The organism is Bradyrhizobium sp. RDM12 (genome assembly GCF_051917485.1).
Classification (GTDB): Bacteria; Pseudomonadota; Alphaproteobacteria; order Rhizobiales; family Xanthobacteraceae; genus Bradyrhizobium.
Window position 1 is genome coordinate 4,019,245 of the sequence record NZ_CM133064.1, and the last position, 21,763, is coordinate 4,041,007.

The 21,763-nt window shown below is 64.1% G+C and carries 11 protein-coding genes and 5 pseudogenes; 11 read left to right on the top strand and 5 right to left on the bottom strand.

All coding sequences use genetic code 11. From position 1 onward, the window contains the following. Positions 1 to 11 precede the first annotated feature (11 nt). The 5 genes and pseudogenes from ACTGJ9_RS19340 (at position 12) to ACTGJ9_RS19360 (ending at position 7,141) form a co-directional block, all read left to right on the top strand. Positions 12 to 1,930, top strand: a pseudogene (locus ACTGJ9_RS19340) (flagellar protein). 72 nt (positions 1,931 to 2,002) lie between these two features. Beyond that, the gene (locus tag ACTGJ9_RS19345) at positions 2,003 to 2,785 is read left to right on the top strand and encodes a hypothetical protein (protein ID WP_456678355.1); all 783 of its coding nucleotides are present in this window, start codon (positions 2,003 to 2,005) and stop codon (positions 2,783 to 2,785) included. A gap of 10 nt (positions 2,786 to 2,795) precedes the next feature. Then, positions 2,796 to 4,398: pseudogene (locus tag ACTGJ9_RS19350) on the top strand (hypothetical protein). 16 nt (positions 4,399 to 4,414) lie between these two features. After that, positions 4,415 to 5,650 carry an ATP-grasp domain-containing protein gene (locus tag ACTGJ9_RS19355; RefSeq protein WP_456678356.1) on the top strand — a complete coding sequence of 412 codons (1,236 nt, stop codon included), beginning with the start codon at positions 4,415 to 4,417 and terminating at the stop codon, positions 5,648 to 5,650. Continuing rightward, positions 5,647 to 7,141: pseudogene (locus ACTGJ9_RS19360) on the top strand (pyridoxal phosphate-dependent decarboxylase family protein). Before ACTGJ9_RS19355 ends, ACTGJ9_RS19360 begins: the two are co-directional and overlap by 4 nt. 91 nt (positions 7,142 to 7,232) lie before the next feature. Here ACTGJ9_RS19360 and flbT read toward each other — a convergent pair. After that, the gene (flbT, locus tag ACTGJ9_RS19365; protein WP_456678357.1) at positions 7,233 to 7,658 is read right to left on the bottom strand and encodes a flagellar biosynthesis repressor FlbT; all 426 of its coding nucleotides are present in this window, start codon (positions 7,656 to 7,658) and stop codon (positions 7,233 to 7,235) included. A 321-nt stretch (positions 7,659 to 7,979) separates the two neighbouring features. Between flbT and ACTGJ9_RS19370 the strand changes: the two genes are divergently transcribed. From ACTGJ9_RS19370 to ACTGJ9_RS19395, 6 genes and pseudogenes are all read left to right on the top strand, one after another. Continuing rightward, positions 7,980 to 10,226 (top strand): DUF1522 domain-containing protein, encoded by a 2,247-nt coding sequence (locus ACTGJ9_RS19370; protein WP_456678358.1) that lies wholly within the window; start codon positions 7,980 to 7,982, stop codon positions 10,224 to 10,226. Between the two features lie 359 nt (positions 10,227 to 10,585). Continuing rightward, a pseudogene (locus tag ACTGJ9_RS19375) lies at positions 10,586 to 12,831 on the top strand (DUF1522 domain-containing protein). 315 nt (positions 12,832 to 13,146) lie between these two features. Beyond that, positions 13,147 to 15,388 (top strand): annotated as a pseudogene (locus ACTGJ9_RS19380) (DUF1522 domain-containing protein). Between the two features lie 218 nt (positions 15,389 to 15,606). Further along, positions 15,607 to 17,895 (top strand): DUF1522 domain-containing protein, encoded by a 2,289-nt coding sequence (locus ACTGJ9_RS19385; protein WP_456678359.1) that lies wholly within the window; start codon positions 15,607 to 15,609, stop codon positions 17,893 to 17,895. Positions 17,896 to 18,186: 291 nt separating this feature from the next. Beyond that, positions 18,187 to 18,555 carry a flagellar biosynthesis regulator FlaF gene (gene flaF, locus ACTGJ9_RS19390; RefSeq protein ID WP_456678360.1) on the top strand — a complete coding sequence of 123 codons (369 nt, stop codon included), beginning with the start codon at positions 18,187 to 18,189 and terminating at the stop codon, positions 18,553 to 18,555. A 12-nt stretch (positions 18,556 to 18,567) separates the two neighbouring features. Further along, positions 18,568 to 18,936, top strand: a complete 369-nt coding sequence (locus ACTGJ9_RS19395) for a hypothetical protein (protein WP_456678361.1) — start codon at positions 18,568 to 18,570, stop codon at positions 18,934 to 18,936. A 14-nt stretch (positions 18,937 to 18,950) separates the two neighbouring features. Here ACTGJ9_RS19395 and ACTGJ9_RS19400 read toward each other — a convergent pair whose 3' ends face one another. From ACTGJ9_RS19400 to ACTGJ9_RS19415, 4 genes are all read right to left on the bottom strand, one after another. Beyond that, complete coding sequence (locus tag ACTGJ9_RS19400; protein WP_456678362.1) at positions 18,951 to 19,310, bottom strand: hypothetical protein; 360 nt, start codon at positions 19,308 to 19,310, stop codon at positions 18,951 to 18,953. Between the two features lie 160 nt (positions 19,311 to 19,470). Then, positions 19,471 to 19,968, bottom strand: coding sequence for a hypothetical protein (locus ACTGJ9_RS19405; protein WP_456678363.1), 498 nt, complete (start codon positions 19,966 to 19,968; stop codon positions 19,471 to 19,473). An 11-nt stretch (positions 19,969 to 19,979) separates the two neighbouring features. After that, complete coding sequence (gene flgJ / locus ACTGJ9_RS19410) at positions 19,980 to 20,363, bottom strand: flagellar assembly peptidoglycan hydrolase FlgJ (RefSeq protein ID WP_456678364.1); 384 nt, start codon at positions 20,361 to 20,363, stop codon at positions 19,980 to 19,982. After that, positions 20,363 to 21,499, bottom strand: coding sequence for a flagellar basal body P-ring protein FlgI (locus ACTGJ9_RS19415; RefSeq protein ID WP_456678365.1), 1,137 nt, complete (start codon positions 21,497 to 21,499; stop codon positions 20,363 to 20,365). Before ACTGJ9_RS19415 ends, flgJ begins: the two co-directional genes overlap by 1 nt. Positions 21,500 to 21,763 lie beyond the last annotated feature (264 nt).

The window sequence follows — 21,763 nt, forward strand, 5'->3', positions numbered from 1 at the left end:
GGCTCTGAAACATGTCGATCAGCAGCATCAATTATGGTTCGTCCGTTCTCGGCGCGCAGGTCCGGAACATCAACCAGCAGCTCACCGACCTGTCGACACAGCTCTCGACCGGCAAGCTGTCGCAGAACTATTCCGGCATGGGCACCAACGAAGGCTTCGCGATCGCCTCGCGCGCCCAGCTTTCGAACATCGCCGCCTATACCGACACGATGACCAACGTCAACGTCAACATCAACCTCGCCAACACGGCGCTGCAGTCGCTGACGACGATCCGCAACACGGTGCAGACGGGCTCGGCCACCAGCTCACAGGATCTCAACGTCAACGGCCAGACGGTGGCGCAGAACACCGCGGCCGCGCAGTTCGGCTCGATGGTTGGCGTTCTCAACACGCAGTCGGGCAACCGCTATTTGTTCTCCGGAACCGCCTACAACACCCAATCCGTCGCGAACGCCGGCGACATCATCAACGGCACCACCACGCAGGCGGGCCTGAAGACCGTCATGGCCGAGCGTCAGGCCGCCGATCTCGGCGCCAACGGCATGGGGCGGCTGGTGCTGACGACGCCACAGCCGACGCCGAGCTCGGTGCAAGTGTCCGAGGACGTTGCGGGATCGCCGTTCGGCCTGAAGATCGCCGCCGTGTCCTCGACCCTGACGGGTGCGACGGTCACCGGTCCCAGTGGTTCGCCGGTGTCGTTCTCGGTCGATCTCAACGGCGTCAACCCGAAGAACGGCGACAAGCTCAGCGTGCAGTTCACGCTGCCTGATGGTTCGACCGAGCAGATCGACCTGACCGCCTCGACCGTGACGCCGACGCCGGTCGGCAGCTTTGCGATCGATCCCGGCAACGCCAATGTCGTTCCGGTGGTGCCACCCGACCCGAACATCACGGCATCGAACCTCGACACCGCGCTGAACACCGCGATCACGAAGCTCGCCAACACGTCGCTTGTGGCGGCGTCGGCCGTGGCCGCCGGCGACAATTTCTTCAACACGGATAGCTCGGCGATCGGCGCCGCCAAGACCAACCAGGCGACGCCTGCAGTGCCGATCAGCGGCACCACCGCGCTATCGGGCGCTGCACCGTCGAACTCGATTGCGCCGGGCTTCTCTGCCGGCGACAGCATCACCGTCAACGGCACCACGCTGAGCTTCGTGGCCTCGGGCGCGACCGGCAACCAACTCAATGTTGCCGACAGCATCCAGGCCCTGATGAGCAAGATCGACGCCATCACGGGCACCTCGCGGCCGTCGACCATCCATGGCGGCTCGATCACGATCAACACCGACGATGCGGCGAGCCTGAGCATCTCGGGCTCGACCCCAGGTGCGACCGCCGCGCTCGGCGCGCTCGGTTTCAGCTCGACGCCGATCACGGCCACGCAGCCGCCGTTGCGGGTCGGCTCGTCGCCGGCAAGCTCGGCGACGACGCTCGTGAACGGCTCGGCCACGACAGTGAAATGGTACACCGGCAATGACGGGCCGGGCTCGGCGCGCTCGACCGCGGTGGCGCGGGTCGACGATTCCGTCACGGTGCAATACGGCGCCCAGGCCGACGAGGACGCGATCCGCAAGCAACTGCAGGCCGTCGCCGTGTATGGGACGTTCTCGACCTCGCCGACCGGACAATATTCAGGCGCGCAGGTCGCGGCGCTGAGCCTGCGCACGACGCAGGCGCTGACGCCGCAGGCGGGGCAGCAGAAGATCGAGGACATCCAGACCGACATCGCGATGGCCCAGAACACGATGAAGGACGCGAGCACGCGCCAGACCCAGGCCAAGGCGCAGCTGCAGAATATCGTCGATCAGGCGGAGTCGGCTTCGCCCGACCAGGTCGCCAGCGAAATCCTGTCGCTCCAGAATGCACTGCAGGCCTCCTACCAGACTACCGCCAATCTCGCGCAGCTCTCCTCGTCAAGTTCCTGTAGGCGCGCATTAAGGCGCCGTTAACCATGCCTGTTTACCTCTTGGTGAGGATTTGAGCGGGGGCGGGGCCGTCGATGTCGGACAAGGTGCAACTGGTGGTGGCTACGCCGTGCTTCGGCGGGCAGGTGTCGAGCATCTACGCGAGCTCGATCTTCGCGCTCCAGCGTGCCGTGCACGGCATGTCCAATCTCGGGCTCAAGGTGCACTTGCGCGACAGCGACGCGCTGATCACGCGTGCACGGGCCAATCTGGTTGCGATGTTCCTGGACGACCCCGATGCGACGCATTTCCTGTTCGTCGATGCCGATATCGGCTTCATGCCGGAGCAGGTGTTCCGGCTCATCGGATCCGGCGCCGACGTCGTCGCCGGGTGCTATCCGATCAAGCGCGTCAACTGGGACAAGGCGACGCGCGCGATCAAGGCGGGACGGACCGATGTGACGGCGGCCTCGCTCGACTACGTGCTCGAGATCGAGGATCCCGACCGCATCGTGGTGGTCAACGGCTTTACCCGCGTGCGCTATGCTGGCACCGGTTTCCTGATGATCCGCCGCCAGGCGCTGGAGGCGATGTGCCGCCATCCGGACTATGCCAATCTGCAATTCTTCCGCGAGCATTCGCATGACTCGCTGGTCGCGAGCCAGAACAGGTTCGCGCTGTTCGAATGCATGATCGATCCGGCGACCGGGACCTACCTCTCGGAAGACTTCGCCTTCTGCAAGCGCTGGACCGATATCGGTGGCGAGATTTGGGCCGACATCCAGAGCTCGCTCGACCACGTCGGCCCCTCGGTGTTCCACGGCGACATCGCCTCGCAATTCGCGCCGGCCCCCGCCGCTGCGGCCGACGCGGCGTGAGCCTGTCGGGATGAGCATCGGCGCATCCGCCTGTCAGACATCGAACGAGCGTCCGAGGGCGGCTCGCGCTATCGCCTGCGCGATCTCTTCACGCCGCTGGACACGTTGCTCACATCCGGCGGAGACCAGCGGCTGGCGCTCGATCCGAAAGAGCGCGTCAATGCCTATGGCTGCGCGCCGTCTCCCGAACCCGAGATCTGGAATTTCGCCTCGTCGACCGCATCGCCGATCTCGCAGGCGGCCTATGGCCGTGCCGCGCTGGCGCGCGAGGACCTGGTCCACAAATCGCTGTTCGACGAGGTCGAGATCGCCTTCGACCGCCGCTGCGAGAACATGCGCGACGAATTGCGCGGTCACTTCCAGCTCCGCCGCGCGTCGATGTCGTGTTCTCGGCATCAGGTACCGATTCCCAGCTCCATGCCTTGTTCCTTGCGCACGCGGTGCTCGGCGGACCGCCGGTGTCCATCGTGGTCGGGGCCGACCAGACCGGCAGCGGAACGGCGCATACCGCGCGCGGGCACCATTTCAGCACGATGACGGCGAGCGGCGTTGCGGTGCGCAAGGACGCTGCGATTGCCGGTCTCGCCGGCGACAGCATCGCGGTGCCGCTGCTCGACGCCAATTCGGGCCTCGCGATGCGCACCGACGCTGATGCCGAGGTCATGCGTGTCATCGAGGACAGCCTCGCGCAAGGCCGGCGCGTTTTGTTGCACATCATGGATTCGTCAAAGCTCGGCTGGCGCGCGCCGAGTGCCGCCTGCCTCGATGAGATCGCGCGGCGCTGGCCCCGCAAGGTTCAGGTCGTCGTCGATGCCTGCCAGGCGCGGCTCGGCCGCCGGCGGCTGCGCTCCTATCTCGATCGCGGCTACATGGTGCTGATCACCGGTTCGAAGTTCTTTGGCGGGCCTGCCTTCAGCGGTGCGCTCCTGGTGCCGAAGGGCCTGTCGCGCACGCTCGACCGGATTGAAGGGATCGCGCCGGGCTTCTTCGATTATGTCGGCCGCTGCGATTGGCCGATGAATTGGACGGCGCTGCGCTCGCGCTTTGAACGCCGTCCGAATTTCGGCCAATGGTTGCGCTGGGAAGCGGCGCTGGCCGAGATCGGCAATTACTATGCGGTGCCCGGGGCGTTCCGCGCCAAGGTCCTGGCCGAGCTCGCGGCCGGCATCGACAGCATGATTGCGCTGTCGCCATCGCTGCGCGCCGTACCGGCAGCCTTCGACAACGCCGATGCGGACGACGAGGAATTCGCGCAGCGCACGATCTTTCCATTCACCCTGCTACGTAACGGCAAGCCCGTGTCCATCGCCTACGCTGGCACCGTTCATCGCGCGCTGGCGCGCGACATGAACGATGACATCGTCGGGAGCGCGGCGGACCGGCAGGTTGCCGCGCAGCGCTGTCTCGTCGGCCAACCGGTGCGGCTGGAGCAGCGGGACGGCGTGCCGCAGGCTGCGCTGCGCCTGTGCATCGGTGCGCGGCTCGTCACCGACGCCTGGTCGGCCGACAGCGCGCAAGCGCAACGCAATGTGCAGCGAATCCTCGATCGCATCGCCCACGTCCTGGTGAAGACCGAGCTGCTGCTTGACCATACCGCCGATGTGCCGGCGTAGCCTTCATAGGTGTGAGATGTTGCATCCGCTTGCCGCGCCGAACTTTGCCGACCGCATCGGCTTTGCGCATTTGACGCGCCAGGCCTTCGAGGGCGTCGATCTGCATCCGTTGCGCGAGCGGCTGCTGGCGCGGATCGCGGAGGGGACGGCGCAGGCGGGCGAGGGCCTCGATCTGTCGCTGATTGCGCAGCTGATGGGCGAGAAGGAAGCCGGGCTCGTGATCCAGTCCGAGGTGCTCTCGTTCCACCAACTGTTTCGCACGCCCTCCGCGGCGCCGAAGCCGGGCTTGCGCGTGCTTGCGCTTGCGGCCGATATTGACATGGGCGGCAACACGCCGATCGAATTTCTGCTCGAAGGCTCCGACATCGAGCTCCTGACGCTCTACGTGACCAAAACAAATGGCCTGCCGGAAACGTTGCCCGATCACGACGTTGCCATCGTGGTCGCATCCGATTCCGAGGAATGCCGCGAGGCGCTGGCACTGATCGAAAAGGCCGCGCCGCGCTGGCCTCGGCCGCTGCTCAATCGCCCCGAGCTGGTCGGCAATCTCGACCGCGACAAGCTCTATCGGTTGCTGGCCGATATCCCCGGTCTCGATATTCCCGTGACCGCCAACGCGACGCGTGCGCAATTGGCGGCTCTCTCGGAAGGGCGGATCGCTTGCGCGGAGATCTCGGGCGAATTGCACTTTCCGATGATCACACGGCCGCGCGGCACGCACGCCGGCGTCGGGCTTGCGAAGATCGACGATGCTTCCGCGCTCGCGGCCTATCTTGCCGAACGGCAGGAGCAGGACTTTTTCGTCGCGCGTTTCGTCAACTATGCGAGCCCCGACGGGCTGTTTCGCAAGATCCGGCTCGCCATGGTCGACGGCAAGCCTTATGCCTGCCACATGGCGATCGCCGATCGCTGGGACATCTGGTATCTCAACGCCTACATGGCTTTCAGCGACGAGAAGCGCGCTGAAGAAGCCATCTTCATGCAAGACTTCGACAGCGCTTTCGCAGCGCGTCACAAGAATGCGCTCGACGAAATGAGCAGGCGCATCGGCCTCGATTACTTCATTGTCGATTGCGCCGAGAACCAGAACGGCGAGCTTCTGGTGTTCGAGGCCGACAACACCGCCGTCGTGCACAACATGGATTCGCCGGTGGTGTTTCCGTACAAGCCGCCGCAGATGCGCAAGATCTTTACTGCGTTCACGTCGATGCTGTCGCGGCATGCCAAGGCCAGCGCGGGACGTGCAGCATGAACGAGATCATCCGCAACACGCAAAGCTCCGTCACGCACACCTCGCTCGATCCGCAGGACTGGAGCGAGTTTCGTGCACTCGCCCATCGCATGCTGGACGAGGCGATCGACGGCATCGCCAATGTCCGCGCGCGCCCGGTCTGGCAGCCGATCCCGAGGAGGTTCGCGCGGCAATCCGGACCGGCGTGCCGCGCGAAGCGACGTCTCTCGCGGACGTGTATCGCGAATTCGCCGAACACGTCGCGCCTTACGCGACGGGCAATGTTCATCCCGGCTTCATGGGCTGGGTGCATGGCGGCGGCACCGCCGTCGGCATGGTCGCGGAGATGCTCGCGGCCGGCCTCAATGCCAATCTCGGCGGCCGCGATCACATGCCGATCGAGGTCGAGCGCCAGATCGTCGAGTGGATGCGCGGCCTGTTCGGCTTGCCGGAGGGCGCGAGCGGTATCTTCGTCACCGGCACGTCGATGGCCAATCTGATGGCGGTGCTGGTTGCGCGCACGAGCGCGCTCGGCGCGCTTGCGCGGCAGCACGGCATCGGCAATGACGGCGCGCTGCTCACGGCCTACGCCTCGAAGGCCGCGCATGGCTGCATCTCCCGTGCGATGGACATCGCCGGGTTCGGCACCGATGCGCTGCGGAAGATCGACATCGATGGCGATCACCGCATCGATGTCGCTGCGCTGCGCGCGCAGATTGCGGTCGATCGCGAGGCTGGCTTCAGGCCGTTCCTGGTCACGGCGTCCGCCGGCACCGTCGACATCGGCGCGATCGACGATCTCAGGTCGCTGGCGGATCTGTGCCGCGAAGAAGGTATCTGGTTTCACGTCGACGGCGCCTTCGGAGCGCTCGCGATCCTCTCGCCCGAGCTTGCGCCGTTGCTCGAGGGCATCGAGCTCGCGGATTCGATCGCGCTCGACTTCCACAAATGGGGGCAGGTGCCCTACGATGCCGGCTTCCTGCTGGTGCGTGATGGCGAACGGCATCGGCAGGCCTTTGCGCAGCCGGCGGCCTATCTGAGTCATGAGGCGAGGGGCTTGCGGCCGGTGCTGTCTGGCCGTGCGATCTCGGTCCGGATCTGTCGCGCGGTTTCCGCGCGCTGAAGACGTGGTTCACGCTGAAGACGTTCGGCACGGACCGGCTGGGTGCGGTCATCGCGCGCAGCTGCGCGCTCGCAAGGTATCTCGAGACGCGCGTGCTCGCCGAACCGCGACTCGAACTGCTCGCGCCCGTCAATCTCAACATCGTCTGCTTCCGCTATCGCGCCGACGATGCGGTCAATCGCGAGATCGTCGCCGATATCCAGGTATCAGGCATTGCCGCGCCGTCTGGCACGACGCTGGACGGTAAGTTCGCGATCCGCGCGGCGATCGTCAATCATCGCACGGCGGAGCCGGATATCGACGCGCTGGTGTCGGCCGTGATCAGGTTCGGTATGCGGCGGACGGGCGGATTGATCGAGGTGGACGCGCCGCCGCTCGCCGCGCAGTAAGAGCGACCCGTTGAAACGACAACGGCCCCGGAGACGATCCGGGGCCGTTGTCGTTTGCGCGGGTCTCTAGCTTAGGTCTTAAGATCCTGGATCAGGCGGCCGTGCTGACGTCGCTTTCGGAATGCGCTGCGTTGTACTGGTCGCGCAGCTTCTCTTCATAGGCGATCAGCTTGCGGGCATCCTTCAGCGCCCGGTAGAGGTCGCCGTTCAGGATGTTGTTGTTGATGCCCTCGATGATCGGCCAGGAGCTCGGCACGGCGGTGACGATGTCGCGCACCAGGTTGAAATAGGTGCCGTGCTGGGTCTGCGGGTCCGGCGAGATGTACATGAGCTGGACCGCCAGATAGACGAGCTTGGCGGGCGTATCCGCGGTCTCGGGCGTGAGGATATCGCGCTCGCGCAGGATCGGCACGTTGTCGCCATCGATCAGGAGGCGAGCCCGCTGGTCGGTGTTGGTGATGACGCAGTTACCGACAATGATGCGTTCGTGCGGCCTGAGCTCGACCTTGAGGGCCATTGCCTGTTCTCCATCAACGCTTTCGTAACCGAGCGCGTGTTGCGGCGGGTCAGGGTGTAATAGTCCATCAAGACTAGTTAACGAGTTGTAAATCTCGGGCCTCTGTGCAGAAAAGTTCAACAATTTCAATGACGAAACAACGCGGCGGTGGAGCGGCTCGCACGGCTAGATTGGCCGAATCAGGCCGCGACTCGGCGAAAGCGCCATTTTCATTTCATGCTTCGTTAGATTCTCGGAGCCACGGTCCGCCGGTCGCTGGGTCGATCAAGATCCCAGGAGACGCGTAACAGTAAGCGTCGTTTACCAGAAAGGTAACACAGCATGTCCGGTATCGTTCTCTCCGCATCGGTTCGTCAGAACCTGCTCTCCCTCCAGTCCACCGCTGATCTTCTCGCCACCACCCAGAACCGTCTGGCCACCGGCAAGAGCGTCAACTCGGCTCTGGACAACCCGACCAACTTCTTCACCGCCCAGTCGCTCGACAACCGCGCCAGCGACATCAACAACCTGCTCGACAACATCGGTAACGGCGTGCAGGTGCTGCAGGCTGCCAACACCGGCATCACCTCGCTGCAGAAGCTCGTCGACTCCGCGAAGTCGATCGCCAACCAGGCGCTGCAGACCACGGTCGGCTACTCCACCAAGTCCAACGTCTCGACCACGATCTCGGGTGCGACGTCGTCGGATCTGCGCGGCACCACCAGCTACACCAGCGCGGACGCGCTGAGCAACGTGCTGTACAAGGGCGCTGCCGGCGGCACGACCGCTGCTGCCTCCACCACCACGCTGGGCGGCGTTGCTGGCGCCTTCACGGGTACGGTGATCAACGCGGCGACCACCGCGACGAGCCTGCTCAACGGTACGGCCACGGCGGGTGACGCCAACGCCGGTATCGCGGCTGGCGACACGCTCTCCGTCAACGGCAAGACCGTCACCTTCGCTGCGGGCGACCAGCCGGCCACGGTCCCGAGCGGCCTGACTCAGGTTGCGGCGGTTGCCAACACGACGACGGGCAACGTCTATACCGACACCAGCGGCAACGTCACCGTCTATCTCGGCTCGACCACCAAGGCTTCGGTGGGTGACTTGCTGACCGCCGTCGATCTCGCAAGCGGCGTGCAGAGCAACGTCGCCGGCACTCTCACGTCGAACACCGGCCAGACCCCCTCGACGGTCAGCGCCGGTGGCGCGCTCGTGCTGCAGAGCTCGACCGGTGCCGACCTGAGCATCAGCGGCAAGGCCGACATCCTGAAGGCCCTCAAGCTGACCACCGCGACCGGCGCCGGCAACGTCACCGTCTCCGCGACCCGCACCACGAGCACGGCGACGTTGTCGTCGTTCATCTCGTCGGGGTCGACGCTGAACGTCGACGGCCACGTCATCAGCTTCAAGGATGGCCCGACGCCTGGTGCTTCCTCGCTGGGATCGACCCAGGGTGTGTCCGGCAACGTCGTCACCGACGGCAACGGCAACTCGACGGTTTACCTGCAGGGCGCCACGATCGCCGACGCGCTGAAGGCTGTCGACTTCGCCACGGGTGTGCAGACCTTCACGCTCAATGGCAGTGGCGGCGGCACGCTCGCAACCGCCTCGGGTCAGACGGCTTCGTCGATCAACGCCTCCGGCCAGCTCAATCTCTCGACCGGCGTCAATGCCGATCTGTCGATCACCGGCACCGGCAACGCGCTGCAGACGCTCGGTCTCGCCGGCAACACCGGCACGTCCTCGGCGTTCACCGCAGCTCGTACCTCCGGCACCGGCGGCATCAACGGCAAGACCCTGACCTTCACCTCCTTCAACGGCGGTGCGGCGGTCAACGTCACCTTCGGCGACGGCACCAACGGCACGGTCAAGACGCTCGATCAGCTCAACACCGCGCTTCAGGCCAACAACCTGTCCGCGACGATTGACGCCAACGGTCTGCTGACGATCTCGACCACCAATGACTACGCGTCCTCGACGATCGGGTCGAACGCCGCGGGTGGTGCGATCGGTGGCACGCTGACCTCGTCGCTGACGTTCTCGACGGCCTCCAGCCCCGTCCAGGACTCTGTTGCGCAGACGGCGCGTGCCAATCTGGTTTCGCAGTACAACAACATCCTGAGCCAGATCGACTCGACCTCGCAGGACTCCTCGTTCAATGGCGTCAACCTGCTGAACGGCGATCAGCTCAAGCTGGTGTTCGACGAGACCGGCAAGTCGAGCCTGAACATCACCGGCGTGACCTACAACTCCAAGGGTCTGGGCCTCGCCGCGCTGACTCAAGGAGCGGACTTCATCGACAACGCCGCGACCAACAAGGTGCTGACCAATCTGAACTCGGCTTCGAGCACGCTGCGTTCGGAAGCATCGAGCCTCGGTTCGAACCTCTCGGTCGTGCAGGTGCGTCAGGATTTCAACAAGAACCTGATCAACGTGCTGCAGACCGGCTCGTCGAACCTGACGCTGGCTGACACCAACGTCGAAGCGGCCAACAGCCAGGCGCTGTCGACCCGCCAGTCGATCGCGGTCTCCGCGCTGTCGCTGGCCAACCAGTCGCAGCAGAGCGTGCTCCAGCTGCTCCGCTAACAAGCGGACAACATCGCAAGACATTAGAGCGGCGGGGCTTCGGCTCCGCCGCTTTCTTTTGACGCAAGTGTTTGAGGGCATCGTGTAGCGACGCGAAGACGATGCATTCAGATGCAGCCGTTCGCTGACTCTGAGTTATGGTTGACAAGTGGCAAACGTGTTGCGGTTGCACGAAAAAGCATCATCCGATCATGACGATACGTGTGAGCTCGATTTTGCTTCGAGCGCGCATATGGTGAATCAGCGCAAGGACTGGCGCGACACGCTTCATGCTTTGTTAGCCACCTACGTTCACCGTCCCGGCATCGATTAATCCTAATCGAAGTTTGTTGCGTTGCGTACCAGAAGGGTAACACTCAATGTCCGGTATCGTTCTCTCTTCGTCGGTTCGTCAGAACCTGCTCTCCCTCCAGTCCACCGCTGATCTTCTCGCCACCACCCAGAGCCGCCTGTCGACCGGCAAGAGCGTCAACTCGGCCCTGGACAACCCGACCAACTTCTTCACCGCCCAGTCGCTCGACAACCGCGCCAGCGACATCAACAACCTGCTCGATGGCATCGCCAATGGCGTGCAGGTGCTGCAGGCTGCCAACACCGGCATCACCTCGCTGCAGAAGCTGATCGACTCTGCGAAGTCGATCGCCAACCAGGCGCTGCAGACCACGGTCGGCTACTCCTCCAAGTCCAACGTCTCGACCACGATCTCGGGTGCGACGTCGTCGGATCTGCGCGGCACCACCAGCTACACCAGCGCGGACGCGCTGAGCAACGTGCTGTACAAGGGCGCTGCCGGCGGCACGACCGCTGCTGCCTCCACCACCACGCTGGGCGGCGTTGCTGGCGCCTTCACGGGTACGGTGATCAACGCGGCGACCACCGCGACGAGCCTGCTCAACGGTACGGCCACGGCGGGTGACGCCAACGCCGGTATCGCGGCTGGCGACACGCTTACGGTCAACGGCAAGACCGTCACCTTCGCTGCGGGCGACCAGCCGGCCACGGTCCCGAGCGGCCTGACTCAGGTTGCGGCGGTTGCCAACACGACGACGGGCAACGTCTATACCGACACCAGCGGCAACGTCACCGTCTATCTCGGCTCGACCACCAAGGCTTCGGTGGGTGACTTGCTGACCGCCGTCGATCTCGCAAGCGGCGTGCAGAGCAACGTCGCCGGCACTCTCACGTCGAACACCGGCCAGACCCCTCGACGGTCAGCGCCGGTGGCGCGCTCGTGCTGCAGAGCTCGACCGGTGCCGACCTGAGCATCAGCGGCAAGGCCGACATCCTGAAGGCCCTCAAGCTGACCACCGCGACCGGCGCCGGCAACGTCACCGTCTCCGCGACCCGCACCACGAGCACGGCGACGTTGTCGTCGTTCATCTCGTCGGGGTCGACGCTGAACGTCGACGGCCACGTCATCAGCTTCAAGGATGGCCCGACGCCTGGTGCTTCCTCGCTGGGATCGACCCAGGGTGTGTCCGGCAACGTCGTCACCGACGGCAACGGCAACTCGACGGTCTACCTGCAGGGCGCCACGATCGCCGACGCGCTGAAGGCTGTCGACTTCGCCACGGGTGTGCAGACCTTCACGCTCAATGGCAGTGGCGGCGGCACGCTCGCAACCGCCTCGGGTCAGACGGCTTCGTCGATCAACGCCTCCGGCCAGCTCAATCTCTCGACCGGCGTCAATGCCGATCTGTCGATCACCGGCACCGGCAACGCGCTGCAGACGCTCGGTCTCGCCGGCAACACCGGCACGTCGACGGCGTTCACCGCAGCTCGTACCTCCGGCACCGGCGGCATCAACGGCAAGACCCTGACCTTCACCTCCTTCAACGGCGGTGCGGCGGTCAACGTCACCTTCGGCGACGGCACCAACGGCACGGTCAAGACGCTCGATCAGCTCAACACGCAGCTCCAGGCCAACAACCTGTCCGCGACGATCGACGCCAACGGTCTGCTCACCATCACCGCGACCAACGACTACGCGTCCTCGACGCTTGGTTCGGCGGTCGCGGGTGGTGCGATCGGTGGCACGCTGACGACCTCGCTGACGTTCTCGACCGCTTCGACCCCGGTCGCTGACAGCGTTGCCCAGACGTCTCGCTCGAACCTCGTCAACCAGTACAACAACATCCTCCAGCAGATCGACTCGACCTCGCAGGACTCCTCGTTCAACGGTGTCAACCTGCTGAATGGCGACCAACTCAAGCTGGTGTTCGACGAGACCGGCAAGTCGAGCCTGAACATCACCGGCGTGACCTACAACTCCAAGGGTCTGGGCCTCGCCGCGCTGACTCAAGGAGCGGACTTCATCGACAACGCCGCGACCAACAAGGTGCTGACGAATCTGAACTCGGCCTCGAGCACGCTGCGTTCGGAAGCCTCGGCACTCGGTTCGAACCTCACGATCGTGCAGGTGCGTCAGGACTTCAACAAGAACCTGATCAACGTGCTGCAGACCGGCTCGTCGAACCTGACGCTGGCCGATACCAATGTCGAAGCGGCCAACAGCCAGGCGCTCTCGACCCGCCAGTCGATCGCGGTCTCCGCGCTGTCGCTGGCCAACCAGTCGCAGCAGAGCGTGCTCCAGCTGCTCCGCTAACAAGCGGACAACATCGCAAGACAGGTTAGAGCGGCGGGGCTTCGGCCCCGCCGCTTTTTTGCACCAGTGCGGCGGCCTCGATGAAGCTCCGAAAAGTAACCAGCGGTTATGGTTAATGAAGCGTAAGCGCAAAAATCGTCAATAAATTCAGTCGGATTTCAGACGCTTCCAGCGTTCGCCGCCGGTTTATGGTGAACCGGCGCTTAGGATGGCGCAGCACGTTTCACCCTTTGTTAGCCATGTCGCGGCACGCTGTCCCCGTCACTCGATCCGAAGCGATCGAACAAAGACGCGTAAACCAGAAGGGTCAGAGTTATGTCCGGTATTGTTCTCTCTGCGTCGGTTCGCCAGAACCTGCTCTCCCTCCAGTCCACCGCTGATCTTCTCGCCACCACCCAGAGCCGCCTGTCGACCGGCAAGAGCGTCAACTCGGCCCTGGACAATCCCACCAACTTCTTCACTGCACAGTCGCTCGACAACCGTGCCAGCGACATCAACAACCTGCTCGATAGCATCGGTAACGGCGTGCAGGTGCTGCAGGCTGCCAACACCGGTCTGACCTCGCTGCAAAAGCTGATCGACAGCGCGAAGTCGATCGCCAACCAGGCGCTGCAGACCACCGTCGGCTATTCCTCCAAATCGAGTGTCTCGACCACGATCGCCGGCGCGACGGCGGCTGATCTGCGCGGCACCACCAGCTTCTCCAGCGCAGTCGCAAACAGCAACGTGCTCTACAGCGGTGCTTCCGGCGGCGTAACCGCCGCAACTTCCGGCGCAACACTGGGCGGCATTGCGGGGACCGACACGGGCACCGTCATCAACGCCGCAACGACCGCCGCCAAGCTCTTGAATGGTGCAGCCGCGGGCGACGCGAATGCCGGCGTTGCGGCGGGCGACACGCTTACGGTCAACGGCAAGACCGTCACCTTCGCTGCGGGCGACCAGCCGGCCACGGTCCCGACCGGCCTGACTCAGGTTGCGGCATCTGCAGGCGTGACCACGGGCAACGTCTACACTGATGCCAGCGGCAACGTCACTGTCTACCTCGGCTCCACCACGAAAGCCTCGATTGGCGACGTGCTGACCGCTGTTGATCTTGCGAGTGGTGTGCAGAGCAACGTCGCCGGCACTCACCCCGAACGCCGGCCAGACCCCCTCGACAGTCAACGGCAGCGGCGCACTGGTGCTGAAGAGCACGACCGGTTCCGACCTAAGCATAACCGGCAAGGCTGATATCCTGAAGGCGCTTGGCCTCACGTCCGCGACCGGCGCCGGCAATGTGACCGCCACCGCTGCTCGCACCACGAGCTCAACCACGCTGTCATCGCTGCCTTCGTCAGGTTCGACCCTGAATGTCGATGGCCATGTCATCACCTTCAAGGACGCGCCGACGCCGACTGCCGCCTCGCTTCCGGCTACTCAGGGCGTGTCGGGCAACGTCGTTACCGATGGCAACGGCAACTCGACCGTCTATCTGCAAGCCGGCTCGGTCGCCGACGTCCTCAAGGCGATCGATTTTGCCACGGGCGTGCAGACCTTTACGCTGAACGGCAGTGGTAGTGGCACGCTGGCGACAGCGTCGGGTCAGACGGCTTCGACGATCAACACCTCCGGTCAGCTCAAGATCTCCACCGGCGTCAACGCCGATCTGTCGATCACCGGCACTGGCAACGCGCTGCAGGTGTTCGGTCTCGCCGGCAACACTGGCACTGCTTCGGCGTTCACCGCGGCGCGTGCCTCCGGCAACGGCGGTATCGCTGGCAAGACCTTGACCTTCACCTCCTTCAACGGCGGTGCGGCAGTCAACGTCACCTTCGGCGACGGCACCAACGGAACTGTCAAGACGCTCGATCAGCTCAACTCGCAGCTCCAGGCCAACAACCTGGCCGCGACCATCGACGCCAACGGTCAGCTCACCATCACCGCCTCCAACGACTATGCGTCCTCGACGATCGGCTCCACGGCCGCGGGTGGTGCTATCGGTGGCACGCTGACCTCGTCGCTGACGTTCACGACCGCCTCCACTCCGATCCAGGACGTGGTGGCCCAGTCGGCTCGTGCAGATCTGGTCTCGCAGTACAACAACATCCTGAACCAGATCGACACGACCTCGGTCGACTCTTCGTTCAACGGCGTGAACTTGTTGAACGGCGACCAGCTCAAGCTGGTGTTCGACGAGACCGGCAAGTCGAGCCTGAACATCACGGGTGTGACGTACAACTCCAAGGGTCTGGGCCTGGCGTCGCTGACCGTCGGCCTGGACTTCATCGACAACGCCGCGACCAACAAGGTGCTGACCAATTTGAACTCGGCGTCGAGCACGCTGCGTTCGGAGGCCTCGGCGCTCGGTTCAGATCTCTCGGTCGTGCAGATCCGTCAGGACTTCAACAAGAACCTGATCAACGTGCTGCAGACCGGCTCGTCGAACCTGACGCTGGCTGACACCAATGTCGAAGCGGCGAACAGCCAGGCGCTGTCGACCCGCCAGTCCATCGCGGTCTCGGCGCTGTCGCTGGCCAACACCTCGCAGCAGAGCGTGCTTCAGCTGCTTCGCTAATAAGCAACTGAAACTACTCAATAAAGCAGGGCGGCGGGGCTTTTGTCCCGCCGCCTTTTTTTGCGTTTTGAGGCGGGACAAAGCGTATACCAGCCATTAACCGTGTCCCTTAAACCGGCGTTAACCATACTTTAAAGGACAGCCCCTAAAACTGGACAAAAGCCCGCTTCCAGACCCGCGCGGCCGATTCGTATCCGGTTGAAGAGGAAGACCTGCCAATGTCCAACATCGTTCTCTCGGCGTCCGTTCGCCAGAACCTGTTGTCGCTGCAGTCGACGGCCGACTTGCTGGCCACCACGCAGGAGCGGCTGTCGACCGGCAAGAAGGTGAACACCGCGCTCGACAATCCCACCAACTTCTTCACGGCGCAGGGATTGGACAATCGGGCGAGCGACATCAGCAACCTTCTGGACGGCATCAACAACGGTGTGCAGGTGCTCCAGGCGGCCAATACCGGCATCACTTCGCTGCAGAAGCTGATCGATAGCGCCAAGTCGATCGCCAACCAGGCGCTCCAGACCACGGTCGGCTACTCCACCAAGTCCAACGTCTCCACCACGATCCCGGGTGCGACGCCGGCGGATCTGCGCGGCACGACCTCGTATGCGAGCGCGACCGCCAACAGCAACGTGCTTTATACCGGTGCGGCCGGTGGCGTCACGCCGGTGACGGCGGCGGCCGCGCTCGGTGCATCGCTCGGTTCGAGCGCCGGCACCCTGGTCGGTGGCACGACGCTCGCAGCCGATAATACCACCGCGCTCGCCGGCACGGACACGCTGCTCGGCACTACGACATCCACCACGTTCAGCACGCCACCCGCGGACGGCGACACCATTACGGTCAACGGCAAAACCATCACTTTCCGCAGCGGTCCCGCGCCGACGACGCAGCCGACGGGCTGGGGCCTGAACGCCAGCGGAAGCATTGCCACCGACGGCAACGGCAACTCGATCGTCTATGAGGGCACGGCGGCGGCGCCGAAGGCGACGGTCGACGACGTGCTCAGCGCGATCGACCTCGCCAGCGGGGTCAAGACCGCGACGATCAGCGCCGGTGCGGCCACGATCGCAACCAGCGGCACGACTGTCGGTACGGTCCAGACGCCGTCCTCCATCGGTGCGGGTGGCGTAGTCACGCTGAAGAGCTCGACCGGCGCCGATCTGAGCGTCGCGGGCAAGGCCGACTTCCTCCACGCCCTCGGCCTGACCGCTGCGACCGGCGCAGGCAATGCCAGCGTGAGTGCAAACCGGTCGACGACGACGGGCTCGCTGGGGTCGCTGGTCCAGGACGGTTCGACGCTGAATGTGGACGGCCACACCATCACCTTCAAGAACGCGCAGACGCCGCAATCGGCGGCAAGCGTGGCCACCGGCTATGGTGTCAGCGGCAACATCGTCACTGACGGCAACGGCAACTCGACGGTTTATCTGCAGAGCGCAGATCTGACCGACCTGCTGAATTCGATCGACCTCGCGACCGGCGTAAAGACCGCGAGCCTCTTCAACGGTGCTGCGACGCTCAATCCCACCTCGGGGCAGATCCCGTCGTCGGTGAACTCGAGCGGCCAGCTGTCGATCTCGACCGGCATCAACGCCGACCTCTCGATCACCGGTACCGGGAATGCACTCAGCGCCTTCGGTCTCAGCGGCAACACCGGAACGGCCACGGCGTTCAGCGCGGACCGCAAGTCTGGTGTCGGCGGCGTCAGCGGCAAGACCCTGACCTTCACCTCCTTCAACGGCGGCACGCCGGTCTCCGTGACCTTCGGCGACGGCACCAACGGCACGGTGAAGACGCTCGACCAGCTCAACGTCCAGCTTCAGGCCAACCACCTGACCGCAACGATCGATGCCAACGGCGTGCTGACGGTGACCACCGTCAACGAATACGCATCCTCGACGCTCGGTTCGTCGACGGCGGGCGGCGCGGTCGGTGGCACGCTCACCAGTGTGCTGGCCTTCACCACCGCGCAGCCGCCGGTCCAGGATCCGGTCGCACAGACCGCGCGTTCCGGTCTGGTCAGCCAGTTCAACAACATTCTCGCGCAGATCGACACCACCTCGCAGGACTCGTCCTTCAACGGCGTCAACCTGCTGAACGGCGATACGCTGAAGCTGGTCTTCAACGAGACCGGCAGCTCCACGCTCGGCATCAACGGCGTGGTGTTCAACGCGGCGGGCCTCGGCCTCAGCAATCTGGTGCCGGGCACGGACTTCATCGACAACGGCGCCACCAACAAGGTGCTGACCAGCCTGAACGCGGCCTCGAGCACGCTGCGCTCGGAAGGTTCTTCGCTCGGTTCGAACCTGTCGATCGTGCAGGTGCGCCAGGACTTCTCCAAGAATCTGATCAACGTGCTGCAGACCGGCTCGTCGAACCTGACGCTCGCCGACACCAACGAGGAAGCGGCCAACAGCCAGGCGCTGTCGACCCGCCAGTCGATCGCGGTCTCCGCTCTGTCGCTGGCCAACCAGTCGCAGCAGAGCGTGCTGCAGCTGCTCCGCTAATTCGCAAACGCAGAATCGAATCTCGAGACGGCGCGGCGAGGCTAAAGCCCCGCCGTTCTTTTGAGGGAGTTCGCTAAGACGAGATTAGCTGAGATCGACGTGCATGATGCAGTGCAAGTTTACAGCTTGTGTCTGCGCATCTAGCCTCGCGCTACAAGGACTCCGCGACCCGTAATAATCCGGAGTGCTTCCAAGCGCTCACGTAAGCAAATCTTAAGCGCTACTGCATAGGGTTGGGAAAGAAATCCTTAAGCCCGTTCAACGGGCTAGGAAGCTTCCAAGGTGTGATTGATGTCGAATTCTGCTGCCTCGGCCTACGCGCGTGTTGCAACGACCACCGCATCTCCTCGTGACATCGAGGCGCAGACCCTGCTGAAGGCAGCCAACAAGCTCCAGGACGCGATCAACGCCGCTGATCCCTTCAGCGAGCAGACCACGCAGGCGCTGATGTTCAACCGCAAGCTCTGGACGATCTTCCTGAGCGAGGCGATGCGCGAGAACAACCCGCAGCCGCTCGATGTCCGGCAGAAGATCGCCAACATCAGCGTGTTCGTGCTGAGCCAGACCGCGGCGCTGCAGATGAGCCCGCAATTCGATCACTTCCGCCCGCTGATCGAGATCAACCGCAACATCGCCGCCGGTCTGTCCGGCCGGCCCTGACGGAGACTCGTGATGTCGGACATCATGAGCATCCTGTCGACCGCGTATAAGGCGAGTACGCTTTCGAGCACGACGGGCTCGTCCAAATACGTTGCGGTCGACTCGTCGCAGTACCAGGGCAACTGGACCGGCAGCTATGCCGACGGCAAGAAATTTTCGCTCAACATCTCGCAGGTCAACGGCTTTCGCGCGCAGATTCACTATCAGAGCGATGGAAACTCGCAATACCAGCAGGTGCTGATCAAGGACTCGTCGTTCCGCTTCGGCAACACGAAGTTCACGCTGACCGACACCGGCACGGCGCAGATCAAGAACGTCGTCACCGACCCCGCGACCGGCTCGAGCTATCTCGACACCGCCCAGGCCACGGTCGACAGCTGATCGGCAGGCGTTCTCTAAGCGCTGAGATCCGTGTTGAGCGGGCGCGAGGGCTCCGACTTCAAATCCAGTGCATGGAAATAGGCTCGCCGGCGCAGCATCGCCTCGTCGGGGAACTGATTGACCACGGCATCGGTCCGGTCGTTGACGACCTGGAAGACCATGGATGCGGACGCCTGGTCGAACACGACCTGGCGCGAGATGTTCGCGTTGCTCTGCAGATCATTGCCCGCAGCCGCGGTCGTGTCGCTCGCGGCCACCGTCTGGCTCACCGGTAAATCGGTTCGCACGGCATCGTTCGCCGCCGAATTCGACGTCGTGACGATCTGTACGGGGGCCGGTATCCCCACCGGCCTGATGCTGAAATCTGTACTCATGGCAGCCTCCTGGTTGCCTTGTGCGAGTCAAATCCCAACCCCTCTCAATACGCAACCATGGAACACCAGGATTGAACATCGAGTAAGCAAACGTGACTAACCGCGCGACGCTTTCGCCGCGCGGTTTTTCGTAAAATTGGATAGGGTTCTTTGTCTGCGCTCAGAGCGTGCGGCTGACCGCGAGCGGCGTGATGTGACGCGGGCCAGGCATGGCACGGCGCCCCGCCGCCGTATAGGTGTTCGGCACGTTGCGCTTCTGGATCTCGGCATTGACGCCGCGCACGACGCTCTCGGAGACCGCATGCGCTGTCGCAAGCACGGTGAGATTGACCTGAAGCATGGCGCGGAAGGCGTCGTGGTGGCGGTGCAGCGTCGAGAGCAGCTCGGGCGCGGATTTCGAAAGCTGGGCCTGGTTCGCCTTCAACTGGCCGACGGCGCCGACGTAGCGCCGCGACAGCTCCTGCTTCTGGCTCTCCATCGTCATCGCTTCGCGGACCTTGCCGGCACGGACCAGCTCGGTCTCGCGCTCGATCAGGCCGAGCAGGGCGCTCATCGCGTCCATCAGGTCCTCCGCGAGCTTGCGCGCCGCGGCGCTCTCGGGCGGGTTGTCCGGACGCTGCGCTGGCACCGGCCGACGGGACGCGTTGAAGTGGTTCATCTCGTTTGACCTTATGCCGTACGAAGAGTGGTTTTGGCCTGCTGCATGATCAGGGTACGGTAGACGTCGCGGGCGACACCGACGCCGCCGGCATTGGCGAAGTTCTTGGAATATTGCTCGGTCAGCATCGAGCGCCAGACGCCGGTGCCCAGCGTGTCCCCGAACGGGCCTTCGCCCTTCAGCCCCGAAGTCATCTGCGCGAACATGCTGTTGAGGAACATGCCCTCGAAGTCGGTGGCGGTCTTCTGCGTCTTCGCCTGCTGCTGCGGCGAGACCTTTTGCAACGCTGCGGCAAGCTCGAAATCGGGACGGCCGTTGCGGCTTTCCACGGAGAAGGCGGGGTTCGAGAGCGCGGCGGTGACGACGTGCGCGGTGTTGAGCATGCCGGTCTGCATCACATCACCTCGATATCGGCTTCGATCGCACCCGCGGCCTTGATCGCCTGGAGGATGCTGATGAGGTCGCGCGGGCCGATGCCGAGGCCATTGAGGCCGTCGACGAGCTGCTGCAGCGAAACGCCGTCCTTGACGACGGCGAACTTCTTGCCGTCCTCGGTGACGCCGACGCTCGATCGCGGCGTGACCACGGTGCGGCCCCGCGACAGCGGATTGGGCTGGCTTACCTGCGGGCTCTCGGAGATCGTGACCGTGAGATTGCCTTGCGCAACCGCGACGGTGGCGACGCGGACGTCGCGGCCCATCACGATGATGCCCGAGCGCTCGTCGATGACGATCTTGGCGGCGAGATCCGGATCGACCTGAAGCTGCTCGATCTCGGTCAGGAAGGCGACCACGTTGCCCTTGAATTCCGGCGGGATGGTCAGCTGCACTGTCGAGGGATCGATCGGCTCGGCGCTCTTGACACCGAGATAGTCGTTAATCGCTGCCGCAATGCGCTTGGCGGTGGTGAAATCGGCGTTGCGCAACGCGAGCCGCACGTTGGGCAGCCGGTTCAGCGCGAACTCGATCTCGCGCTCGATGATGGCGCCGTTGGCGATGCGCCCCACGGTCGGAACGCCGCGCACGATTTTCGCCGCTTCACCCTCGGCCTGGAAGCCGGAGATCGCAAGCGAGCCCTGCGCCACCGCATAGACGTTGCCGTCGGCGCCGAGGAGCGGGGTGACGAGCAGGGTGCCGCCGCGCAAATCCTTGGCATCGCCAAGCGCGGAGACGGTGACGTCCATGCGCGTGCCCTGCGTTGCGAAGGCCGGCAGATTGCCGGTCACCATGACGGCGGCGACGTTGCCGGTGCGGATGGTGGCGCCGCGGATGTTGACGCCCATGCGCTCGAGCATCGCTTGCAGCGACTGCTTGGTGAAGGGGATGTTGTTGAGGGTGTCGCCGGTGCCGTTGAGGCCGACGACGAGGCCGTAGCCGATGAGCTGGTTCTGCCGCACGCCTTCGATATTGGCGAGATCCTTGATGCGCGAGGTCGCACTCGCAGGCGCGACCGAGAGCACCAGCGCTGACAGCGCGGCGCAGGCCACCCCAAACACCCCGCTAAGAATCCTCACCCAACGTACGCCTGGCATCCTCTGCTCCCCGAGGCTCCTCACATCGCGGACCATCTGCGACACTCCCATGACGAGCTGGTCCGACGCTTTCCTTGCGAGCGCTGTGCCAACACGGGGCAGAGGGGTTAGTCGACTGAATAGGTTGAATTAATCTCTTCGGATGGATGCCGGTTGGCATTCGCCCCAAGGAGCGAAACTGCCGCATGCCGGCAGATTTTGCCGGGCCGTTTACGTCCCGTTAACCATAAGGCGGCGAATGTGGCGCATCGATCACCCGGATTG

What these genes read in the sequence shown, in the direction of transcription:
- ACTGJ9_RS19345 (WP_456678355.1), top strand. Translation starts at nt 2,003, where the DNA reads ATGTCGGACAAGGTGCAACTGGTGGTGGCTACGCCGTGCTTCGGCGGG.
- ACTGJ9_RS19355 (WP_456678356.1), top strand. Translation starts at nt 4,415, where the DNA reads ATGTTGCATCCGCTTGCCGCGCCGAACTTTGCCGACCGCATCGGCTTT.
- flbT (WP_456678357.1), bottom strand. Translation starts at nt 7,658, where the DNA reads ATGGCCCTCAAGGTCGAGCTCAGGCCGCACGAACGCATCATTGTCGGT.
- ACTGJ9_RS19370 (WP_456678358.1), top strand. Translation starts at nt 7,980, where the DNA reads ATGTCCGGTATCGTTCTCTCCGCATCGGTTCGTCAGAACCTGCTCTCC.
- ACTGJ9_RS19385 (WP_456678359.1), top strand. Translation starts at nt 15,607, where the DNA reads ATGTCCAACATCGTTCTCTCGGCGTCCGTTCGCCAGAACCTGTTGTCG.
- flaF (WP_456678360.1), top strand. Translation starts at nt 18,187, where the DNA reads ATGTCGAATTCTGCTGCCTCGGCCTACGCGCGTGTTGCAACGACCACC.
- ACTGJ9_RS19395 (WP_456678361.1), top strand. Translation starts at nt 18,568, where the DNA reads ATGTCGGACATCATGAGCATCCTGTCGACCGCGTATAAGGCGAGTACG.
- ACTGJ9_RS19400 (WP_456678362.1), bottom strand. Translation starts at nt 19,310, where the DNA reads ATGAGTACAGATTTCAGCATCAGGCCGGTGGGGATACCGGCCCCCGTA.
- ACTGJ9_RS19405 (WP_456678363.1), bottom strand. Translation starts at nt 19,968, where the DNA reads ATGAACCACTTCAACGCGTCCCGTCGGCCGGTGCCAGCGCAGCGTCCG.
- flgJ (WP_456678364.1), bottom strand. Translation starts at nt 20,363, where the DNA reads ATGCAGACCGGCATGCTCAACACCGCGCACGTCGTCACCGCCGCGCTC.
- ACTGJ9_RS19415 (WP_456678365.1), bottom strand. Translation starts at nt 21,499, where the DNA reads ATGCCAGGCGTACGTTGGGTGAGGATTCTTAGCGGGGTGTTTGGGGTG.